The 15,609-nt window shown below is 59.0% G+C and carries 15 protein-coding genes, 1 pseudogene and 2 riboswitches; of the genes and pseudogenes, 7 read left to right on the top strand and 9 right to left on the bottom strand.

What is annotated here, in order from left to right; genetic code table 11:
- Nucleotides 1-236 (bottom strand): annotated as a pseudogene (locus A3220_RS07435) (IS256 family transposase); the annotation flags it as partial.
- Between the two features lie 195 nt (nt 237-431).
- On the opposite strand from A3220_RS07435, the gene A3220_RS07440 reads away from it, so the two are divergent.
- Complete coding sequence (locus tag A3220_RS07440; protein WP_354702731.1) at nt 432-758, top strand: cell division protein ZipA C-terminal FtsZ-binding domain-containing protein; 327 nt, start codon at nt 432-434, stop codon at nt 756-758.
- 3 nt (nt 759-761) lie between these two features.
- Here the strand turns inward: A3220_RS07440 and A3220_RS07445 are convergent, their stop codons facing one another.
- The 3 genes from A3220_RS07445 to A3220_RS07455 all read right to left on the bottom strand — a co-directional run bounded on the left by A3220_RS07445 (nt 762) and on the right by A3220_RS07455 (nt 3,531).
- Entirely contained in the window at nt 762-2,348 is a 1,587-nt protein-coding gene (locus A3220_RS07445) for an ABC-F family ATPase (protein ID WP_062374148.1), read from the bottom strand.
- Nucleotides 2,349-2,434: 86 nt separating this feature from the next.
- The gene (locus tag A3220_RS07450; protein WP_058578098.1) at nt 2,435-3,325 is read right to left on the bottom strand and encodes a CbiX/SirB N-terminal domain-containing protein; all 891 of its coding nucleotides are present in this window, start codon (nt 3,323-3,325) and stop codon (nt 2,435-2,437) included.
- Nucleotides 3,326-3,351: 26 nt separating this feature from the next.
- Nucleotides 3,352-3,531, bottom strand: a complete 180-nt coding sequence (locus A3220_RS07455; protein WP_062374151.1) for a hypothetical protein — start codon at nt 3,529-3,531, stop codon at nt 3,352-3,354.
- 75 nt (nt 3,532-3,606) lie between these two features.
- On the opposite strand from A3220_RS07455, the gene A3220_RS07460 reads away from it, so the two are divergent.
- Nucleotides 3,607-4,194 carry a gamma-glutamylcyclotransferase gene (locus A3220_RS07460; protein ID WP_062374154.1) on the top strand — a complete coding sequence of 196 codons (588 nt, stop codon included), beginning with the start codon at nt 3,607-3,609 and terminating at the stop codon, nt 4,192-4,194.
- On the opposite strand, the gene A3220_RS07465 is transcribed toward A3220_RS07460, so the two are convergent.
- On the bottom strand, nt 4,185-4,712 hold the full coding sequence (locus A3220_RS07465) for an HPP family protein (protein ID WP_016915214.1): 528 nt from the start codon (nt 4,710-4,712) through the stop codon (nt 4,185-4,187). The two genes, A3220_RS07460 and A3220_RS07465, sit on opposite strands and share 10 nt — an antisense overlap.
- Nucleotides 4,713-4,817: 105 nt before the next feature.
- On the opposite strand from A3220_RS07465, the gene A3220_RS07470 reads away from it, so the two are divergent.
- Nucleotides 4,818-5,729 (top strand): DMT family transporter, encoded by a 912-nt coding sequence (locus A3220_RS07470; protein WP_062374157.1) that lies wholly within the window; start codon nt 4,818-4,820, stop codon nt 5,727-5,729.
- Here the strand turns inward: A3220_RS07470 and A3220_RS07475 are convergent.
- Nucleotides 5,704-5,997, bottom strand: a complete 294-nt coding sequence (locus tag A3220_RS07475) for a hypothetical protein (RefSeq protein ID WP_044630200.1) — start codon at nt 5,995-5,997, stop codon at nt 5,704-5,706. The genes A3220_RS07470 and A3220_RS07475 overlap by 26 nt on opposite strands.
- 186 nt (nt 5,998-6,183) lie before the next feature.
- Nucleotides 6,184-6,274, top strand: a riboswitch (glycine riboswitch).
- A gap of 8 nt (nt 6,275-6,282) precedes the next feature.
- Nucleotides 6,283-6,390, top strand: a riboswitch (glycine riboswitch).
- Between the two features lie 60 nt (nt 6,391-6,450).
- On the opposite strand from A3220_RS07475, the gene A3220_RS07480 reads away from it, so the two are divergent.
- Complete coding sequence (locus A3220_RS07480) at nt 6,451-7,692, top strand: D-amino acid dehydrogenase (RefSeq protein ID WP_062374160.1); 1,242 nt, start codon at nt 6,451-6,453, stop codon at nt 7,690-7,692.
- 89 nt (nt 7,693-7,781) lie between these two features.
- Here A3220_RS07480 and A3220_RS17845 read toward each other — a convergent pair whose 3' ends face one another.
- Both A3220_RS17845 and A3220_RS17850 read right to left on the bottom strand, forming a co-directional pair.
- Nucleotides 7,782-9,464, bottom strand: a complete 1,683-nt coding sequence (locus A3220_RS17845) for an efflux RND transporter permease subunit (RefSeq protein WP_252860430.1) — start codon at nt 9,462-9,464, stop codon at nt 7,782-7,784.
- Nucleotides 9,428-10,471 carry an efflux RND transporter permease subunit gene (locus A3220_RS17850; protein ID WP_252860431.1) on the bottom strand — a complete coding sequence of 348 codons (1,044 nt, stop codon included), beginning with the start codon at nt 10,469-10,471 and terminating at the stop codon, nt 9,428-9,430. Before A3220_RS17850 ends, A3220_RS17845 begins: the two co-directional genes overlap by 37 nt.
- On the opposite strand from A3220_RS17850, the gene A3220_RS07490 reads away from it, so the two are divergent.
- Complete coding sequence (locus tag A3220_RS07490; protein WP_244891595.1) at nt 10,439-10,873, top strand: TetR/AcrR family transcriptional regulator C-terminal domain-containing protein; 435 nt, start codon at nt 10,439-10,441, stop codon at nt 10,871-10,873. The two genes, A3220_RS17850 and A3220_RS07490, sit on opposite strands and share 33 nt — an antisense overlap.
- Before the next feature lie 70 nt (nt 10,874-10,943).
- Here A3220_RS07490 and A3220_RS07495 read toward each other — a convergent pair whose 3' ends face one another.
- A complete protein-coding gene (locus tag A3220_RS07495) occupies nt 10,944-13,076 on the bottom strand; it encodes a PhoX family phosphatase (RefSeq protein ID WP_062374162.1) in 2,133 nt (710 codons plus the stop codon).
- Between the two features lie 295 nt (nt 13,077-13,371).
- On the opposite strand from A3220_RS07495, the gene mgtE reads away from it, so the two are divergent.
- Together mgtE and A3220_RS07505 are read left to right on the top strand one after the other, a co-directional pair.
- Nucleotides 13,372-14,730 (top strand): magnesium transporter, encoded by a 1,359-nt coding sequence (mgtE, locus tag A3220_RS07500; RefSeq protein WP_062374165.1) that lies wholly within the window; start codon nt 13,372-13,374, stop codon nt 14,728-14,730.
- Nucleotides 14,731-14,860: 130 nt separating this feature from the next.
- Nucleotides 14,861-15,604, top strand: coding sequence for a sulfite exporter TauE/SafE family protein (locus tag A3220_RS07505; RefSeq protein WP_058577457.1), 744 nt, complete (start codon nt 14,861-14,863; stop codon nt 15,602-15,604).
- The last annotated feature ends 5 nt before the right edge of the window (nt 15,605-15,609 follow it).

Consider the following 15,609-nt stretch of genomic DNA (forward strand, 5'->3'; position numbering starts at 1 on the left):
GATCTCGCGTCGCCGATACCGGTTTGCACGGTGCGCTCCGGCAGGTAGCCGTTGCGGACGACGACACGGCGGCCGTCTTCCAGCGTCTTGTCGGCATATTGCTCCAGAAACGTGCTCAACTCCGCCTCCACGGCCTTGGCGATCAGGTCTCGGGCCCCTTTGCGCAGCAGCTCATGCAACGGATCAGTAGCGCCGGTGTCTGGCTGCGTCACGGCTTGGAGAGTAGAATTGCTCATGGCGTATCCGTCCTATGTTGGTTGTGATCTGGCGAGATCAATCAACAGGATACGCCACCCTCTCTACTGCCCTCCATACACAAGAACTGAGCTTAACTCGAGCCTCCGCCGCCGCCCACCAAACGAACCGGCAAGGTAAAACAGCATTCGCTGTTCGTCATCTTCCATCAGCCGGATGCCTCGACCGATGCCCGACTGACCGAGTGGCTGAGGGAAAAAGGCGCCCATTACGATGCCATCAAGAAAGTCTTTCTGATCGACGGCCAGCAGCCCTCCAACCCCGTCACCGTGGCCAATGCTTTTCCGCCGGGGGAAATGCCCGACCTGCTGAGGGGCGAAACCCACGAGCCGATCCGTGGAGTGAGCCTGCTGGTGAAGCCGCCGCTGCACAAACGCCGCAATCAGCAGATGCACGTGTATGTGGAACTCGCCAAAGAGATGAACGAGACCTTCAGCGGCGACATGCTGGATGCCGACCGAGAGCCAGCCACCGAGGCCACCTACGCTCAAATCATTGGTTAAGCGCTACACCACGCCCTGGCTGCGCAGGTAGTCGTCGTAGCTGCCGCTGAAGTCGACGATGCCCTCCGGCTGCATGTCGATAATGCGGGTGGCGAGGCTGGAGACAAACTCCCGGTCGTGGCTGACGAACAGCAGCGTGCCAGGATAGTTCTCCAGCGCCAGGTTGAGCGCCTCGATAGACTCCATGTCCAGGTGGTTGGTGGGCTCGTCCATCAGCAGCACGTTGGGATTGGTGAGCGTTAACTTACCGAACAGCATCCGCCCCTGCTCGCCGCCGGAAATCACCTTCACCGATTTGCCGATATCGTCGCTGGAAAACAGCATGCGGCCCAGCGCGCCGCGCACCACCTGTTCGCCGCCTTTGGTCCACTGGCCCATCCACTCAAACAGCGTGGCGTCATTGGCGAAGTCATCGGCGTGGTCTTGGGCGAATACGCCAAGCTCGGCGGCATCGGTCCACTTCACTTCACCGGCATCTGGGCGTAGATCCCCGCCCAGGGTTTTCAGCAGCGTGGTTTTGCCAATGCCGTTAGGGCCGATGATGGCAATGCGCTCGCCCGCTTCGACAGTCATAGAGAAGCGCTTGAACAGCGGCTCGCCGTCGTAGCCTTTGGTAATCGCATCTACGTTCACCGCGTTACGGTGGATCTTCTTGTTTTGATCAAAGCGGATAAACGGGCTCACCCGGCTGGAGGGTTTGATATCTTCCAGCTTAATTTTATCGATCTGGCGCGCCCGCGAGGTGGCCTGCTTCGCTTTAGAGGCGTTGGCCGAGAAGCGGCTGACGAACTGCTGCAGCTCGGCAATTTGCGCTTTCTTCTTGGCGTTATCAGAGTGCTGACGCTCACGGGCAGCGGTGGCGGCCGTCATGTAGTCGTCGTAGTTACCGGGGAACAGGGTGATTTCGCCGTAATCCAGATCCGCCATGTGGGTACACACGCTGTTCAGGAAGTGACGGTCGTGGGAAATAATCACCATGGTGCTGCTACGCGCTTTTAGAATCTCTTCCAGCCAGCGGATGGTGTTGATATCCAGGTGGTTGGTGGGTTCGTCCAGCAGCAGCACGTCCGGGTCGGAGAACAGTGCCTGGGCCAGCAGCACGCGCAGCTTCCAGCCGGGAGCGACTTCGCTCATGGGGCCGGTGTGCTGCTCGATGGGAATGCCCAGGCCCAGCAGCAGCTCGCCCGCGCGGGACTCGGCGGTGTAGCCATCCAGCTCGGCATACTGCACTTCCAGGTCGGCCACGGCCATGCCGTCTTCTTCGCTCATCTCGGCCAGCGAGTAGATCCGCTCACGCTCGGCGGCCACTTTCCATAGCTCGGCGTTGCCCATGATAACGGTGTCGATGACCCGCTCGTTCTCATAGGCAAACTGGTCCTGACGCAGCTTGCCCAGCCGGGTGCTGCTGTCCAGCATCACCTGGCCAGACGAGGGTTCCAGCTCGCCGCCGAGGATTTTCATGAAGGTAGACTTGCCGCAGCCGTTGGCGCCAATCAAACCGTAGCGATGGCCGTTATTAAATTTGACGGAGACGTTTTCGAATAGGGGCTTGGCCCCGAACTGCATGGTGATGTTGGCGGTGGCGATCAAGATAGAGACCCTGGTTGGCGACATAGCCCTGATGGAGGAGCGACATGCGTGCAAAAGCACGCGATTCTACGCGCCTTTGGGCGGCGTTACATCTCCCCTGAAGACTTCTGCTCACCGTCTTTTACCGTCTGCGCGGGCATGTCGAGCAGAAAACGTTCACCATCAATCGCTTGGCGGAGTCGCGAGTGGAGAATCTCGACAATGCCCACGTGCTCACCTACTAGCGCGGTGGTCGCCACCGTTAATCCGCGATGGCGTTGCTCGGCGGCGGCGCAAATCTCGGCAATGTCACCGCCTTCACCGGCATGACGGCCTGGCGAGAGAAACAGCATTGCCAGCACCACGTGGCCGCTGCTGAATTCGGGCGTATCCAGCAGGTGCTCCAATAGCGGCTCGTTAAAGCGGTACTCGTCGCCGTCACGTCGCTCCATAGAGGCCGCCGCCACGCAGCGCACGTCGTCGCCCAACAGCACGCTCAATTGCCCCGCTAAGCGGTTACGCACGGCGGTAACATCGGGGATAGGGCTACCGTGGTCCACCAGCGCGACCTTGGCAGCACCTTGTTCAGGCAGCTGCGCACGTACGTTATCGGCCAACAATTGTGCCAAGCGCAGGTCGTTATTCCCCAGCTCATCCACCAGCGGCTGCGCAACCCGCACCGACACGTTAAGGAAGCGTGCCTGCAACGCGGCCATTCGCTCTGGTAAGTACCCCGTTAGCGCTTTGCTGGGGCCGAAGAAAAACGGCAGCACGATAATCTCGGTGGCGCCTGCCTCGGCGCTGCGCTCGGCAGCGGGGCCTAACGTAATGGCGGGAATGCCGTCGACCTCTTCAGCGGGGATTTTATTGGAGTGCAACAGCGAGGCCGCCTGAACAGTCTCCCCTAACGTCTCGCTCAACGCTGCCGCCACGCGGCGCAGGCTGTGGGTTGCCTGAGGCCGCAGAGAGCCGTTATCGACCAGAAAAATAGCGCGCATCGCGTTCATCCTTTTCAATCGGAGCGTTAATGAGCCGCCAGTACGTCTGCCGCCGCCACGGGAATGGCCGCGTGGCGGCACAGGTCGAGCACATAGCGGTCGCGGGCGTAGAGGCCGTTGCTGCTCAGTGAGAGGTAGCCTAGACGGTCGTCGTGATGCACATCCACGCCCGCGTCATAGAGCACTACGTCTAGCTGGTAAATCAATCGTATAACCCGGATGATGAACCACCGTTAACGCCATGCGCGTGCAGCCACTTTGGTCACAAATGTAGATCGCTTATGTTGCTTGATACCACGACGTTAAACCAGCAAAGAAACTTCTTCGACGGCCATGCGGATATCTGGCTTTTTGGCTACGGTTCGCTGATTTGGAAAGCCGATTTTGACTATTTAGAGCGCCGGCCTGCAGCGATTACCGGCTGGGCGCGGCGCTTCTGGCAGGGCTCCCACGACCACCGCGGCACGCCGGAAGCACCGGGGCGAGTGGCGACGCTGATTCGTGCCGAAGGCGCGGTATGTCACGGCATGGCCTACCGCATCACCCCAGAGGTGCTCGCACCGTTGGATGTGCGGGAGAAAAACGGCTACCTGCGGGAAAAAGTCACGCTGACGTTTTTGGATGAAGCGGGTAACCCTGACGCCGACCAAGCGCCTAGCGAGGGGCTGATTTATCTGGCCAGCGAAGACAACCCGGCGTTTTTAGGCGATGCCCCGCTGGCCGATATCGCCCAGCAAATAGCCCAGGCCCATGGTCCCAGCGGCCCTAACAGCGCTTACTTGCTGAACCTCGCCCAAGCGCTGCGCGAGTTGGGCACCGAAGATGCGCATATTTTTGCCCTGGAAGCGCAGCTACAGCGCTACCAGTAGCGCGGATAGCGGCGGTGGCGCGCCAAGTTATTGACCAGAATCGCCACCACCAGCATGACGATGCAGCCTGCGCCAATGGGGATCAGCGGGTACCACCAGCCCAACTGATGCACGCTGGCACCGCCTGCCACGGCAATCAGCGCAGCGGCAGCCCCTGGCGGGTGAACGGTATGGGTAAGCTGCATGACCAAAATGGAGAGCGACACCGCCAACGCCATGGAAAGCGGCGTGGCCCCCAACAGTTGATAGCAGCCCACGCCCACACAGGCAGAGAGCACGCTGCCAAACAGCACATGGCTGGGCTGGGCAAAAGGGCTTTCCGGGGCGGCGTAAATCAGCACCGAGGTTGCCCCGAACGAGCCCACGATCAACAGCTGCTGGGAGAGCCACTCGGCGCTTAGCCAGCAAATCAGCGCCATGCCAGTAAAGGCACCCAGCCACGACCAGCAGGCATCCTGCCAGCCTACCCGGGGGCGCGGCGTTCGTTCTCCGCGCATCTTACCAAGATACGTTTTCATCGCACTCGCCTTTGCACAAAAAGAGTGCAGATGATGACAAAATGCACCAAAGAAGCAAATGACAATGCGTCATATGCTCATGAAACTCGCTCAAGGACGACCAGCATGCCACTACCGACTCCCTCGCTCACCGTTGCTCCTTCCAGCCTATTGCTTGCGGTGGTGGCGGCGGTGGGCATGGCCACCATCGGGGTGATCTCGCGCATCACCGGGCTGAATGCAGAGAGCATTACCTTCTACCGGTTGGGGTTAGGGGCGCTGTTTTTGCTCGGCTATTTACTGCTGACAAAACGCCATGCAGGACTCACCACACTGCCAGGGCGGCAGGTGGTGATTAGCGGTAGTTTGCTGGCGGCGTTCATCCTGTTTTACGTGCAGGCGATGAACTACACCCAAATGGCCAACGCCATTTTGATGGTGTATCTCGCGCCGATTGTGGCGGCTATCGCGGCCCATGCGCTGTTTAACGAACGGCTTGCAGCGGCGCAGGTTTTGCTCATTGGCTTGGCGCTGTTTGGGTTCGCGATGATGCAGGAGTTTCGGCTCAACCTGGACGATCAGCAGGACGTGATTGGCATGGGTTTTGGCTTAGCGGCCATGCTAGCTTACAGCGGTTTTATCCTGACGAACCGCCGCTTGCCGCGCCACCTGGATGACCGCACCTGCGCCTTCTGGCAGTTGGCGGTCGGGGCGCTGGTGATCTTGCCGTTTGCGCTATGGCAGCCAGCAGGACTAACCGCCAGTGCATGGCAAGTGCCGTGGTTGTTGGCTGCAGGCCTTGTGCCCGGTTTTTTGGCGCTGCTGTGCGCGGTGATGGCGATTAACCGCCTGCCCACCGCGCTATACGGCACGCTGGCTTACTGTGAACCGGTGGCGGTGGTGATTTTTGGCTGGAGCCTGTTTGGCGAAGCGCTTTCGCCGCTGCAGTTAAGCGGCTGTGGGCTAGTGATCGCCTGCGGCATCGCGCAGGCGTGGGTCGGAGGCCGGGGCGCTACATCATCAGCCACGACAGGATAAACAGCCCAATCAGCGTGCGGAAAATGCCGCCAATAATGGAGCCACGCAAAAACGCACGCAGCCCACCCCATAGCACCAGCAGGCCAATCAGCAGTATCGCTAGGCTTAAAAACGAGTCGTTAATCCCCAGCGAACGCGTCAGCCCGCCGATAAAGTCATCAAAGGCACCAAAGAAGTTGGTGAAGAGCCCCACCAAAAACTCCACCACGACTCGGATGGCGTCGCCTATCGCCTCGCCGATGCCCTCAAAAAATCCGTTTGCCTGCATGCGCGTTGTCCATTGCTTGAAGATAATTGATCGAAAATAGCGAGTTGAAGATAGCTCGTTGAAGATAGCTCGTTGAAGATAGCGGGCATTGTGTGTGAAAACACGCAAACTGGCAAAGCCACGCGATTGAGCGGCTTCCACTTTTCGCCTATTTCCTTTTTAGCACTACCGCGTTACAACGTTAAGTACGCATTTGCGGGAGAGACTGGTGCACGACACCAGCGCCGAAGGAGCAACGACCCCGGAAACTCTCAGGCCAACGGACCGCAACGGCTAACGTTTTTACCAATACGTTCCGAAGAGCGGTTGATGACTGCGTCACTCAGCCCACCGAAGGAGCAAGCGCCACATCATCGGCGTGAATCTCTCAGGTTCCATGACGGAAGGGGTACGCCTAGCAAACACGTTTGCTGGGGGTATCGCCCGACGCTCATACAATCTGTGGAGAGACTCATGCAACGCATTGCAATTATTGGCGGTGGTATTACCGGTATTACCAGCGCCTACGCCCTCGTGAAACGCGGCTTTGACGTCACTGTGTTTGAAAAGCATCGCTACGCCGCGATGGAAACCTCGTTTGCCAACGGTGGCCAGCTTTCCGCTTCAAACGCTGAGGTATGGAACCACTGGCCTACGGTCATCAAAGGCCTGCGCTGGATGCTGAAAAACGACGCCCCGCTGCTCGTCAATCCTCGCCCTACCTGGCACAAGCTGAGCTGGTTTGCGGAATTTATCGCCGCCATTCCCCGCTATGCCGACAACACCACCGAAACAACGCGCCTCGCCATTGCCGCCAGGGAGCACCTGTTTCAGTGGGCGCGAGACGAGCAGATCGATTTCGACCTGAAACAGAAAGGCATTCTGCATATCTACCGCGATAAAGCGGGCTACGAGCATGCCGCTAAGGTCTCACAGCTTCTGCACCAAGGCGGGCTTGAGCGCCGTGCCGTGACCCCGGAGGAAATGCGCGCCATCGAACCCACGCTGGCGGGTAGCTACTACGGTGGCTTCTTTACCGAAAGCGACGCCACCGGGGATATCCATAAGTACACCAATGGATTGGCGAACGCAGCCGCCAAACGGGGTGTGCATCTTAACTACGGCCATCAAGTCACCGACCTCGGTGCGGATGAAAACAGTGCCTGGGTCAGCGCTTCAATCGACGGGGAAGAAATACGCCAAAGCTTTGATAGCGTGGTGGTGTGTGCGGGCGTTGGCAGTCGTGCCATCGCCGCCAAGTTGGGTGACCGCGTTAACATCTACCCGGTCAAAGGCTACTCCATCACCGTGCAGCTGGACGACGAAGCCTCGCAACAGGCCGCCCCCACCGTGAGCCTGCTGGATGACGAAACCAAGCTGGTGACCAGCCGCCTGGGCAACGACCGCTTCCGCGTGGCCGGTACCGCTGAGTTTAACGGCGCGAACCGCGATATTCGTAACGACCGGATTCAGCCGCTGGTGCGCTGGGTAGAGCAGTGCTTCCCCGGCGTGAGTACTCAACGAGTGGTGCCTTGGGCGGGCCTGCGCCCGATGATGCCGAACATGCTGCCCAAAGTGGGCCCGGGCCGCTTGCCGACGGTGTTCTACAACACGGGCCACGGCCACCTGGGCTGGACACTCTCCGCCATCACCGCCGAAATGCTCGCGGATGCGGTGGATCACTCCACCACCGCCTCTTTCGCCGCCACCCGCTAGATGAATCAACGATAAAGGGGCCGTTTGGCCCCTTATCCTCACCTTTGCTCTTGCCGCGCAGTGAACGGCTGTCTGGCGATGCTATGGCATCAGCTGTGACTGCTTTCACCACCAGAAGAGGCCACCCACAGCCTGTAGAGTGCTGGCGTAAAGAAAAACGACACCAACGTAGCCAAGAGTAATCCAAACCCGACGGTTTGCGCGAAGGGCGGCCATAGCCCGCCTGCGGCCACCATAAGAGGAATGAGCCCCGCAAAAGTAGTGATAGTAGTAGACACAATGTGCCGACTCGTGGGGCCGCTGATGACCGCGAGCATCGCCTCCATATCGCCTTGCCGGGCGTCCGGATCATCATCAAAGGCGGCAATAATAATGATGGTGGCGTTAATGGCGACGCCTACCAACCCCATAATGCCGACGATAATCACGAAGCCAAACGCATGGCCACTCATCAGCAGCGCCACAATCCCCATGCCCATGGCCTGGGCGCCGGCAATAAACACAATGGCGGCGCGGCGGAAGGAGTTAAACGCCAGCACCACCGTAGCCACCATGGCAATCACCAGCAGCACCACTGAGGCGAGCAGTTTACCTACTGCCTCATCGCGCTCAGCGGCCTCGCCCCCCGTTTCAATACGGTATCCAGCGGGCAACGTCAGCTCACCGTTCACAAGCGCTGCCTGAAGCTTGGCATCTAACTGCGCCATGGATACGGCCGGTAGCGCATCCGCCACTAAATAGCCTTGCACCAGCTGCACTCGCTCGGCATTTCGCCGGGTAATCACACTCCATGAAGGGGCAAGATAGCTTTCAGCAACAGCCGCTAACGGTAAGCCTTCGGCCACTTGGTCACTCACCAAACGCAGTGCGGCTAGCTGCTCGGCATCGGTACGCCACCCATCGGCATAACGCACACGTACCGGTAGTTGTTGTGTATCTTCCAACAACATACCGGCAGGCTGGCCGGAGAGGGCAGCACCTACCTGTTCCGCCAGGCTCTGCGTCGTCAGCCCTGCATCGCTCAATGCGGTGTGGTCGACATCAAGCACTAGCCGAGGCAAATCACGCTGCATCCCTGCGCGTACGTGGGTTACCTGGGGAAGCTGGTGCATCAGGCCCGCTAGCTCCAGGCCCAGGGAGGAGAGCACCTCCAGATCATCGCCATACACGCGAAGCTCAATGGGCGCTTTAAAAGGCGAGCCTTGCTCGTATTTGCGCACAACGCTTTGGGCTTGAGGAAAGCGCTTATCCAGAGATTGCTGCAGCCCCGGCACCTGTTGATTGGTGGCCTCTAACGATACCGTATCGACGATCAGATGAAGGAAGGCGGGGTTGTTATCTTCATTAGTTAACACGTTGTAATACATCATCGGCGCACTTTCGCCGATAAACGACGAGACACGCACTACACCCGGCAGCTCGCGCACCATGCTCTCTACTTCGTGGGCCAGCGCTTCTGTCTTGGCGATACTACTGGCGGCGGGCAAGCGCACTTCAATATGGAACTGGTCGCGGTCGGCGAGAGGGAAGAACGCCACGTCTAGCGTTGGCATCAGCGCTATTCCACCTACCGGCACACAGAGGGTGATCACCATCGCCGCCACGGGGTGGCGCAGTGTGCTGCGAATCGTGCCGCGAAACGCCCGCTTCATTATATTATCTCGCGGGACAGGCGGTTTAGCGGCTACCTTGGCCAGCAGCATGGGCGAAAGCGCAGGCACCAGCAGCAGCGAAATCAGATAAGAGCTGACCAGCGCCACCATGACCGCCATGGCAAGCGGCCCGACGAACTCCCCGGCGGGGCCAGGCCCATCAGTAGGCTAATCGCTACATCACTGAGGCGCTGGTTGGTATAGCTGGCCTGCTCAAAGACTTCTTCTACCGCCAGCCCTATCGGCAGTTCATCGTCAAACGCCGCTAGTTGCGCCTGGGCACGCTCAACCCACGCATCGATACGCTGGCCCGGTACCATACGGGCACCTACAAATACGGCCCGCTCACCGTTTAGCAGCGCCACCGCGCTGGGTGGGTCTTGAACACCACGGCGCAGCTCGGCAATTTCCCCTAGCTTGACGCTCTGGCCCTGCTGGATGGTGACGTTGATCTCTCGCAGCCGGTCAAGCGCATCAAACTCGCCGCTCAAGCCCACCGTTAGCCGATGCCCTTGTGTGACCACCTCGCCAGCCGTACGGCGGCCGTCGCTCGCCTCAATGGCCCCGGCAAGCTGACCAACCGAGAGTCCTAACGCATTCAGTTCCAGCGGGTCTACCATCACCTCGACCTGCTCCCCGGCGACGCCAAAACGGTGGGTATATTCGGTGCCCGCTACCTGCCGTAACTGATCTTCTAGGCGTTCGGCATAGCGCTCCATCAGCTGTGGATTGGGCGGGGTATCCAACGTCCAGCGCAGCGCGGCCACGATACTGAACGCATAGCCACGGTCATCCAACAACTCCGGCGTTTGCACGCCTTCCGGTAGCGAGGGCGCTACATCGCTGAGCTTATCGCGCACGCGGCTCCACACCGGCGTGACATTGGTCACCGCGTCGCTCAGCTCCAGGCTGAGCACGGCAATGCCTTGCCGCGAGGTAGATTCCAGTACATCAATCTCAGCAATGGTGCGTAGCTCCTGTTCGATAGGACGCGCGACCAAGGCTTCGATTTGTTCGGGAGTCGCCCCTGGGTACGGTGCCAGCACGGTGGCAATGCGTGCGACAAGGTGTGGGTCTTCCGCTCTGGGAAGGGTTTGATACGGCGAGAAACCGCAACAATTCGGCAAGGGTTAGAGCAGCTCCCCGACACCCACGACGCAGTACGCCAGTCGCTCATTGAAGTAGGCATCGGCATGGTGCGCTTTTTACTGGAGCCCCATGTATTGGCGGTCGAGCGGGTGATGAGTCAGCAGGGCGAGCAGCACCCCAAGCTGTTACAGGCTTTTTTTGAGGCAGGCCCCTGGGCTATTAGCCAGTGGCTGCGGGAAAAACTGGAAGGACTGGCCAGCGCAGGCCACCTTACCCTGCCCGCCCCCGCACTAGCTGCCGATCAACTCTGCAGCATGTGGCAGGGAATGCTGACCAAAGAAGTTCGTATGGGCGTACGCCCACCGCCCACGGATGACGAGCTAAAGCACCAGATCACCAGCGCTGTAGACGTGTTTTTAATGGCCTATGGGCGGCGCTGATGCCCGTTAAAAAGCCCCGCATTCGCGAGGCTTTGGTGACTGCTTAAAACAGCGGTAGCGCGTTAGCGGTTTACACCCCCACCGGCCCACCATCACGTTTCTGAATCACCACGGTGGCGGCACGCGGGCGTACTTGTCCACTCGCCGCCGCAGTGGCGTCTTGCACCAACGCATTAGCATCAGCTGGCCAATTGCCGGGGTGCTGAATATTAATGAACAGCGCGGTTTTATCCGGCGTGGCAAAGATACCGGTAACTTCACAGCCGTTCGGGCCCACCGCAAAGCGTTTGAGCTGTTGCTGGTTGCTACTGTTGATCACCGGCCCCGTACCGCGAATATCCTCTAACCCTTGGGGCACCACGGCCAGTAGCTGGTCGTTGGTGTGCTCGGTAACGCCTTCATAGCCGTTGTCGGTCTGAATCCAGAGAATGCCTTGGCCGCCTTCACGCTCGTCGAACCACAGGCCATCGGGGCTGGCAAACTGGTTCATCTCGTTTAGCCCGGAGTGGTTATCCGCGTCATCGGCAGCTGCGCCGAACACAAACACTTCCCAGGTGAAGGCGTTGGGCAAGCGGCTCTCCCGCCAACGAATCACGTGCCCGGCCTCGTTATTGGCGCGGGGGTTCGCGGCGTTCGCAGGGGCGGTAGCGAAGCCAACGCCCGGCTGGGCAAGCTCGCTTCCGTCGTTGGTGAAGGTGGCATCGCTGCCCTCTTCACTACGCTGGGTGTTATTAGTGAGCGTGAGATACACCTCACCCGAGGCCGGGTCTACCGTGGCCCACTCGGGGCGGTCCATTGGCGTGGCGCCCATTAGATCAGCAGCATCGCAGGTGTTGATGATGATGCCTGCCAAGTCGTTCTCGGCTAGGCCAAGCGCAGCGGCCAACATGCGGCCATCCTGTGTCTTAGCATTCGGCGTTAAGGGCAGCCACTCGCCGCTGCCATCGGCATGGAAGCGGGCGACATAGAGCGTGCCGTTATCCATATACTTGCTGCCAATGGCGAGGCGGTCGTACTCCGCGCCGGGGCGGTTGGCATCGGCAGGGTCCCAGGCGGCATCAGAGACGTACTTATAGACATACTCGTTACGGGCATCGTGGCCTGAATAGAACACAATGGGCTTGCCTGCTTCCAGTTTACCCAGCCAGCACCCCTCATGGCGAAAACGCCCCAGCGCCGTGCGCTTCACCGCTCGGGCGCCGCTGTAGGGGTCGACTTCTACCTGGTAGCCAAAAGTGCGCGCTTCGTTGCGGTAATCATCTTCGGCACGCTCACCGCGTGGAGTGATATCAAAGCGCGCAAACTCGCCGTTCTGTTCACTAGCATCGCCTGCCGAGGTATCCCAGCCATAGCGGCTTTTATCCGTAGGAATGCCGATGCGCGCATCGTCTTGGAAGCGCTCGCCACGGTTGACGAAGATATCGGGCCAGTTCTCTTCACAGGCGATGTAAGTGCCCCAGGGTGTTACGCCGTTACCGCAGTTGTTGTTGGTACCACGGGTTTGTGTGCCGTCAGGGGAGAACTGGGTTTTTACGTAGTCGCTACCCGCCACGGGGCCGGCAAGATCCATCACCGTGGCGCTGGTGAAGCGGCGGTTATAGGGCGAGTTGGCAACATGAGACCACTGGCCGCTGGCGTCTTTCTCTACTTCGACAATCGTCACACCATGGGCATTGATTTCAGTGCGCGATTCGTCCGCTGGGCGCGCGCCCGCCTCGGCATTGGTCGGCCCACCTTGGGGTGCCCATAGCGCGTCTTGGTCGATGTACTCGTTGTTCAGCGCCAGCACAAAACGGCGCGAGGCGTTATCCGCATCCAGGGCAAAACCGGCCATGCCGTCGTGATGCATGCCCACGCTCATCGCTTGGCGCTCGGGCGTCATGGGCTGGTCGGCTTGCCACTCCTGGCCTGCCTGCAGCGGCGTGCCCCAGGACACCAACACTTGAGCCACGTATCCTTCCGGCACAACGATGGCATCGGTACGAGAACCACGTACCGCTTCAAACGCGAGGGTTAGTGGCGTCTTCGCCTGTTCGCCTGCGAGTGCTTGAGCCGCACCGCCAAACCCCAGCATAGAAGCCGCCGCCAACCCCAGGCCGCCCCGCATTACGTCGCGCCGGGAGACGTGCTGAGCCAGTACCTCGGCAAATGGCTGGTTATGGCTGTGGTTAAACAGGCGGTGATCTTCGATTTCCTTGCTCATGGAGCCCCTCGTAGTCATGGACATGGTCATAACGGTTTTTTGAAGAGGCTAGTAGCGCAAAATGAAATATGTATGACGGGTAAGCGACTTTTTAATGACGGTTCGATGGCAGGCGCTATATGAATAATGCTGCGGATAAGCTCATCAGCCACCATGCGCCACTACGCTCTCCTTAATTATGCCGGTCAATAAGCCTGCATGGCTTTCAACCCAGGCTATCGCTAAGATTCATAGTGAGCCATCAAGCGCTTTCAAGTAGTTGTGTTAAAAATTAATTCCCCAAAGGATGGACTCTATGCGCGATGAAGAGAAATACACCAACACCGAGGAGCAGCTGCTCTATCTTCAAAAGTTGCTAGACGAAGAAGATACCGCTGCCTTAAACGAGCTGTTTAATGAGCTCGATATTTTAGCGATTGCGCGCACTCTGGAGTCTTTTCCCGCCAAAACCCGTGATTTGCTGTGGGAGTACATTCCAGAAACGATGCTCGGCGAGGTGCTGGCCGAAGTCGATGAAGACATCCGTGCCGACTACATCGAAGACCTGACCGCCAGCGACGTTGAGCAAATTGTTAAGGGCCTGGATGCCCAGGAAGTCGCCGAGGTTCTCGATGTTGCTGACGAAGCGATCAAAACCACCGTCTACGCCAGTCTAGACCAGGAGATCCGCGCCCAGGTCGAGAATCTTCATGCCTATGAAGAGGACATGGTTGGCCGCTACATGGACCCGGAAACGGTCAATGTGAAGCAGGGCATGTCGCTGGAAGCCGTGCAGCGTTACATCCGTATTCACCACCTGCTCGACGATGACTCTCAGCAGATCATGATCACCGACAAGGACAAGCGCCTACTGGGCACCCTGACGCTGATTGATTTGGTCAAACAGCCCCAGGAGAGCACCGTGGACGAGTTCATGGACGATGCTCCCTACACGCTCAACGACCAGATGAAAGTCAGCGAAGCCGCCGCCCTGCTGCGCTCCAAAGAGCTGTCCTTTGTGCCGGTATGTGATAGCGACGGGCTACTGGTAGGCCAATTAAACGCCGCCGACGTACTGGAAATTACCCAAGACGATGCCGACATGACCTTGAAACACATGTCCGGCGTCAGTGACGAAGAGGAAGTGTTCACCCCGATTTTGCGCAGTGCCAAGAGCCGCGGCATTTGGCTTGGTATCAACCTATTAACCGCCTTTCTAGCCGCCTTTGTGATCGGTCAGTTTGAAGCGGTGCTGGATCAAGTTGTAGCGCTCGCTATCCTCATGCCGGTGGTCGCTAGCATGGGCGGGATTGCTGGCAGCCAGACGCTAACGGTGGTCATTCGCGGCTTAGCACTTGGGCAAATCGCCGGTAACAACAAGCAGTGGCTCTACAACAAAGAGCTGTGGGTGGGCATGCTGAATGGCTTGGTATGGGCGCTGGTGGTCGGCGGTATTTCCTACCTGTGGTTTAGCGACCCGCTCATTACTCTGGTCATCACGCTGGCGATTTTTATCAACATGAGCCTCGCCAATATGTCTGGTGTACTGATCCCCTTGGTACTCAAAAGGCTGCAAATTGACCCTGCTCTATCCGGCGCGGTGATCCTGACCACCGTTACGGATGTCGTTGGCTTTCTATCGTTCTTGGGGCTGGCGACGCTGATTATTTTGTGATCAACGTGATGGCAAGGCGCGGCTGCCTTTCTATTCGCCCGCTAACTTTTATCTAATGCTATGCTGTTGTGCCCCGCCTCTGCGGGGGCTTTTTTATGTCGGTCGCTTTTGAACACTTTGAGAGGCTCCCATGCTCCCCGAATACTCCCTTATCGCCTGGCTGTTGATTATCTTTTCTGTCTACCTCACCGGCGTCTCTAAAGGGGGCTTTGCAGGCGGTTTTGGCACGCTCTCGGTGCCGTTGATGGCGCTGGCGATTAGCCCGACCCAGGCAGCCGGGCTGCTGCTGCCGCTATTGCTGGTGATGGATGTGTTTGCGGTCAAGGCGTGGTGGGGCAAGCATGACCGGGCGGAAGTGTGGCGCTTTGTGCCGGGGCTTTTCATTGGCGTGACGGTGGGCACTTTGCTGTTTGGCAGCCTGAGCGAGCAGGGCGTGCGGCTGGTGCTGGGCATTCTCTCGGTCGTGTTTGCGGCCTATATGCTGCTCAAGCCCGTGGCGAAAAAACCCATTTCCCACCACTGGGCGCTGCCCGCCGCTAGCGTGTGCGGCTTTACCAGTTTCATCGCCCACGCGGGGGCGCCGCCGATGAACATGTACCTGATGCCGCGCAAGCTCACTAAAGAGACCTTCATTGCCACTTGCACGGTGACCTACGCGGTGGTGAACACCATCAAGCTCGGCCCGTACATGTGGCTGGGCGAGGTCAACATGACCAGCGCCTGGGCCTCGCTGCTGCTTGTGCCCGTTGCTTGGATCGGGGTGCGTAACGGCCTCTGGCTACAGAGTCGCGTCAATGAAAAGCTGTTTTACCGCTTAGTCATTCTGGCCATGTTCTTAGTGGGGATTAACCTGGTGTGGCAGGCCGTGAGTTAGCCCCC

The organism is Halomonas sp. KX33721 (assembly GCF_001596805.1).
In the GTDB taxonomy this organism is placed as follows: Bacteria; Pseudomonadota; Gammaproteobacteria; order Pseudomonadales; family Halomonadaceae; genus Vreelandella; species Vreelandella aquamarina.

Coding starts and splice junctions, on each gene's coding strand:
- A3220_RS07450 (WP_058578098.1), bottom strand. CDS start 3,325: ATGCGCGCTATTTTTCTGGTCGATAACGGCTCTCTGCGGCCTCAGGCA.
- A3220_RS07470 (WP_062374157.1), top strand. CDS start 4,818: ATGCCACTACCGACTCCCTCGCTCACCGTTGCTCCTTCCAGCCTATTG.
- A3220_RS07480 (WP_062374160.1), top strand. CDS start 6,451: ATGCAACGCATTGCAATTATTGGCGGTGGTATTACCGGTATTACCAGC.
- A3220_RS07475 (WP_044630200.1), bottom strand. CDS start 5,997: ATGCAGGCAAACGGATTTTTTGAGGGCATCGGCGAGGCGATAGGCGAC.
- A3220_RS07465 (WP_016915214.1), bottom strand. CDS start 4,712: ATGAAAACGTATCTTGGTAAGATGCGCGGAGAACGAACGCCGCGCCCC.
- A3220_RS07495 (WP_062374162.1), bottom strand. CDS start 13,076: ATGAGCAAGGAAATCGAAGATCACCGCCTGTTTAACCACAGCCATAAC.
- A3220_RS17845 (WP_252860430.1), bottom strand. CDS start 9,464: ATGGCGGTCATGGTGGCGCTGGTCAGCTCTTATCTGATTTCGCTGCTG.
- mgtE (WP_062374165.1), top strand. CDS start 13,372: ATGCGCGATGAAGAGAAATACACCAACACCGAGGAGCAGCTGCTCTAT.
- A3220_RS07460 (WP_062374154.1), top strand. CDS start 3,607: ATGTTGCTTGATACCACGACGTTAAACCAGCAAAGAAACTTCTTCGAC.
- A3220_RS07505 (WP_058577457.1), top strand. CDS start 14,861: ATGCTCCCCGAATACTCCCTTATCGCCTGGCTGTTGATTATCTTTTCT.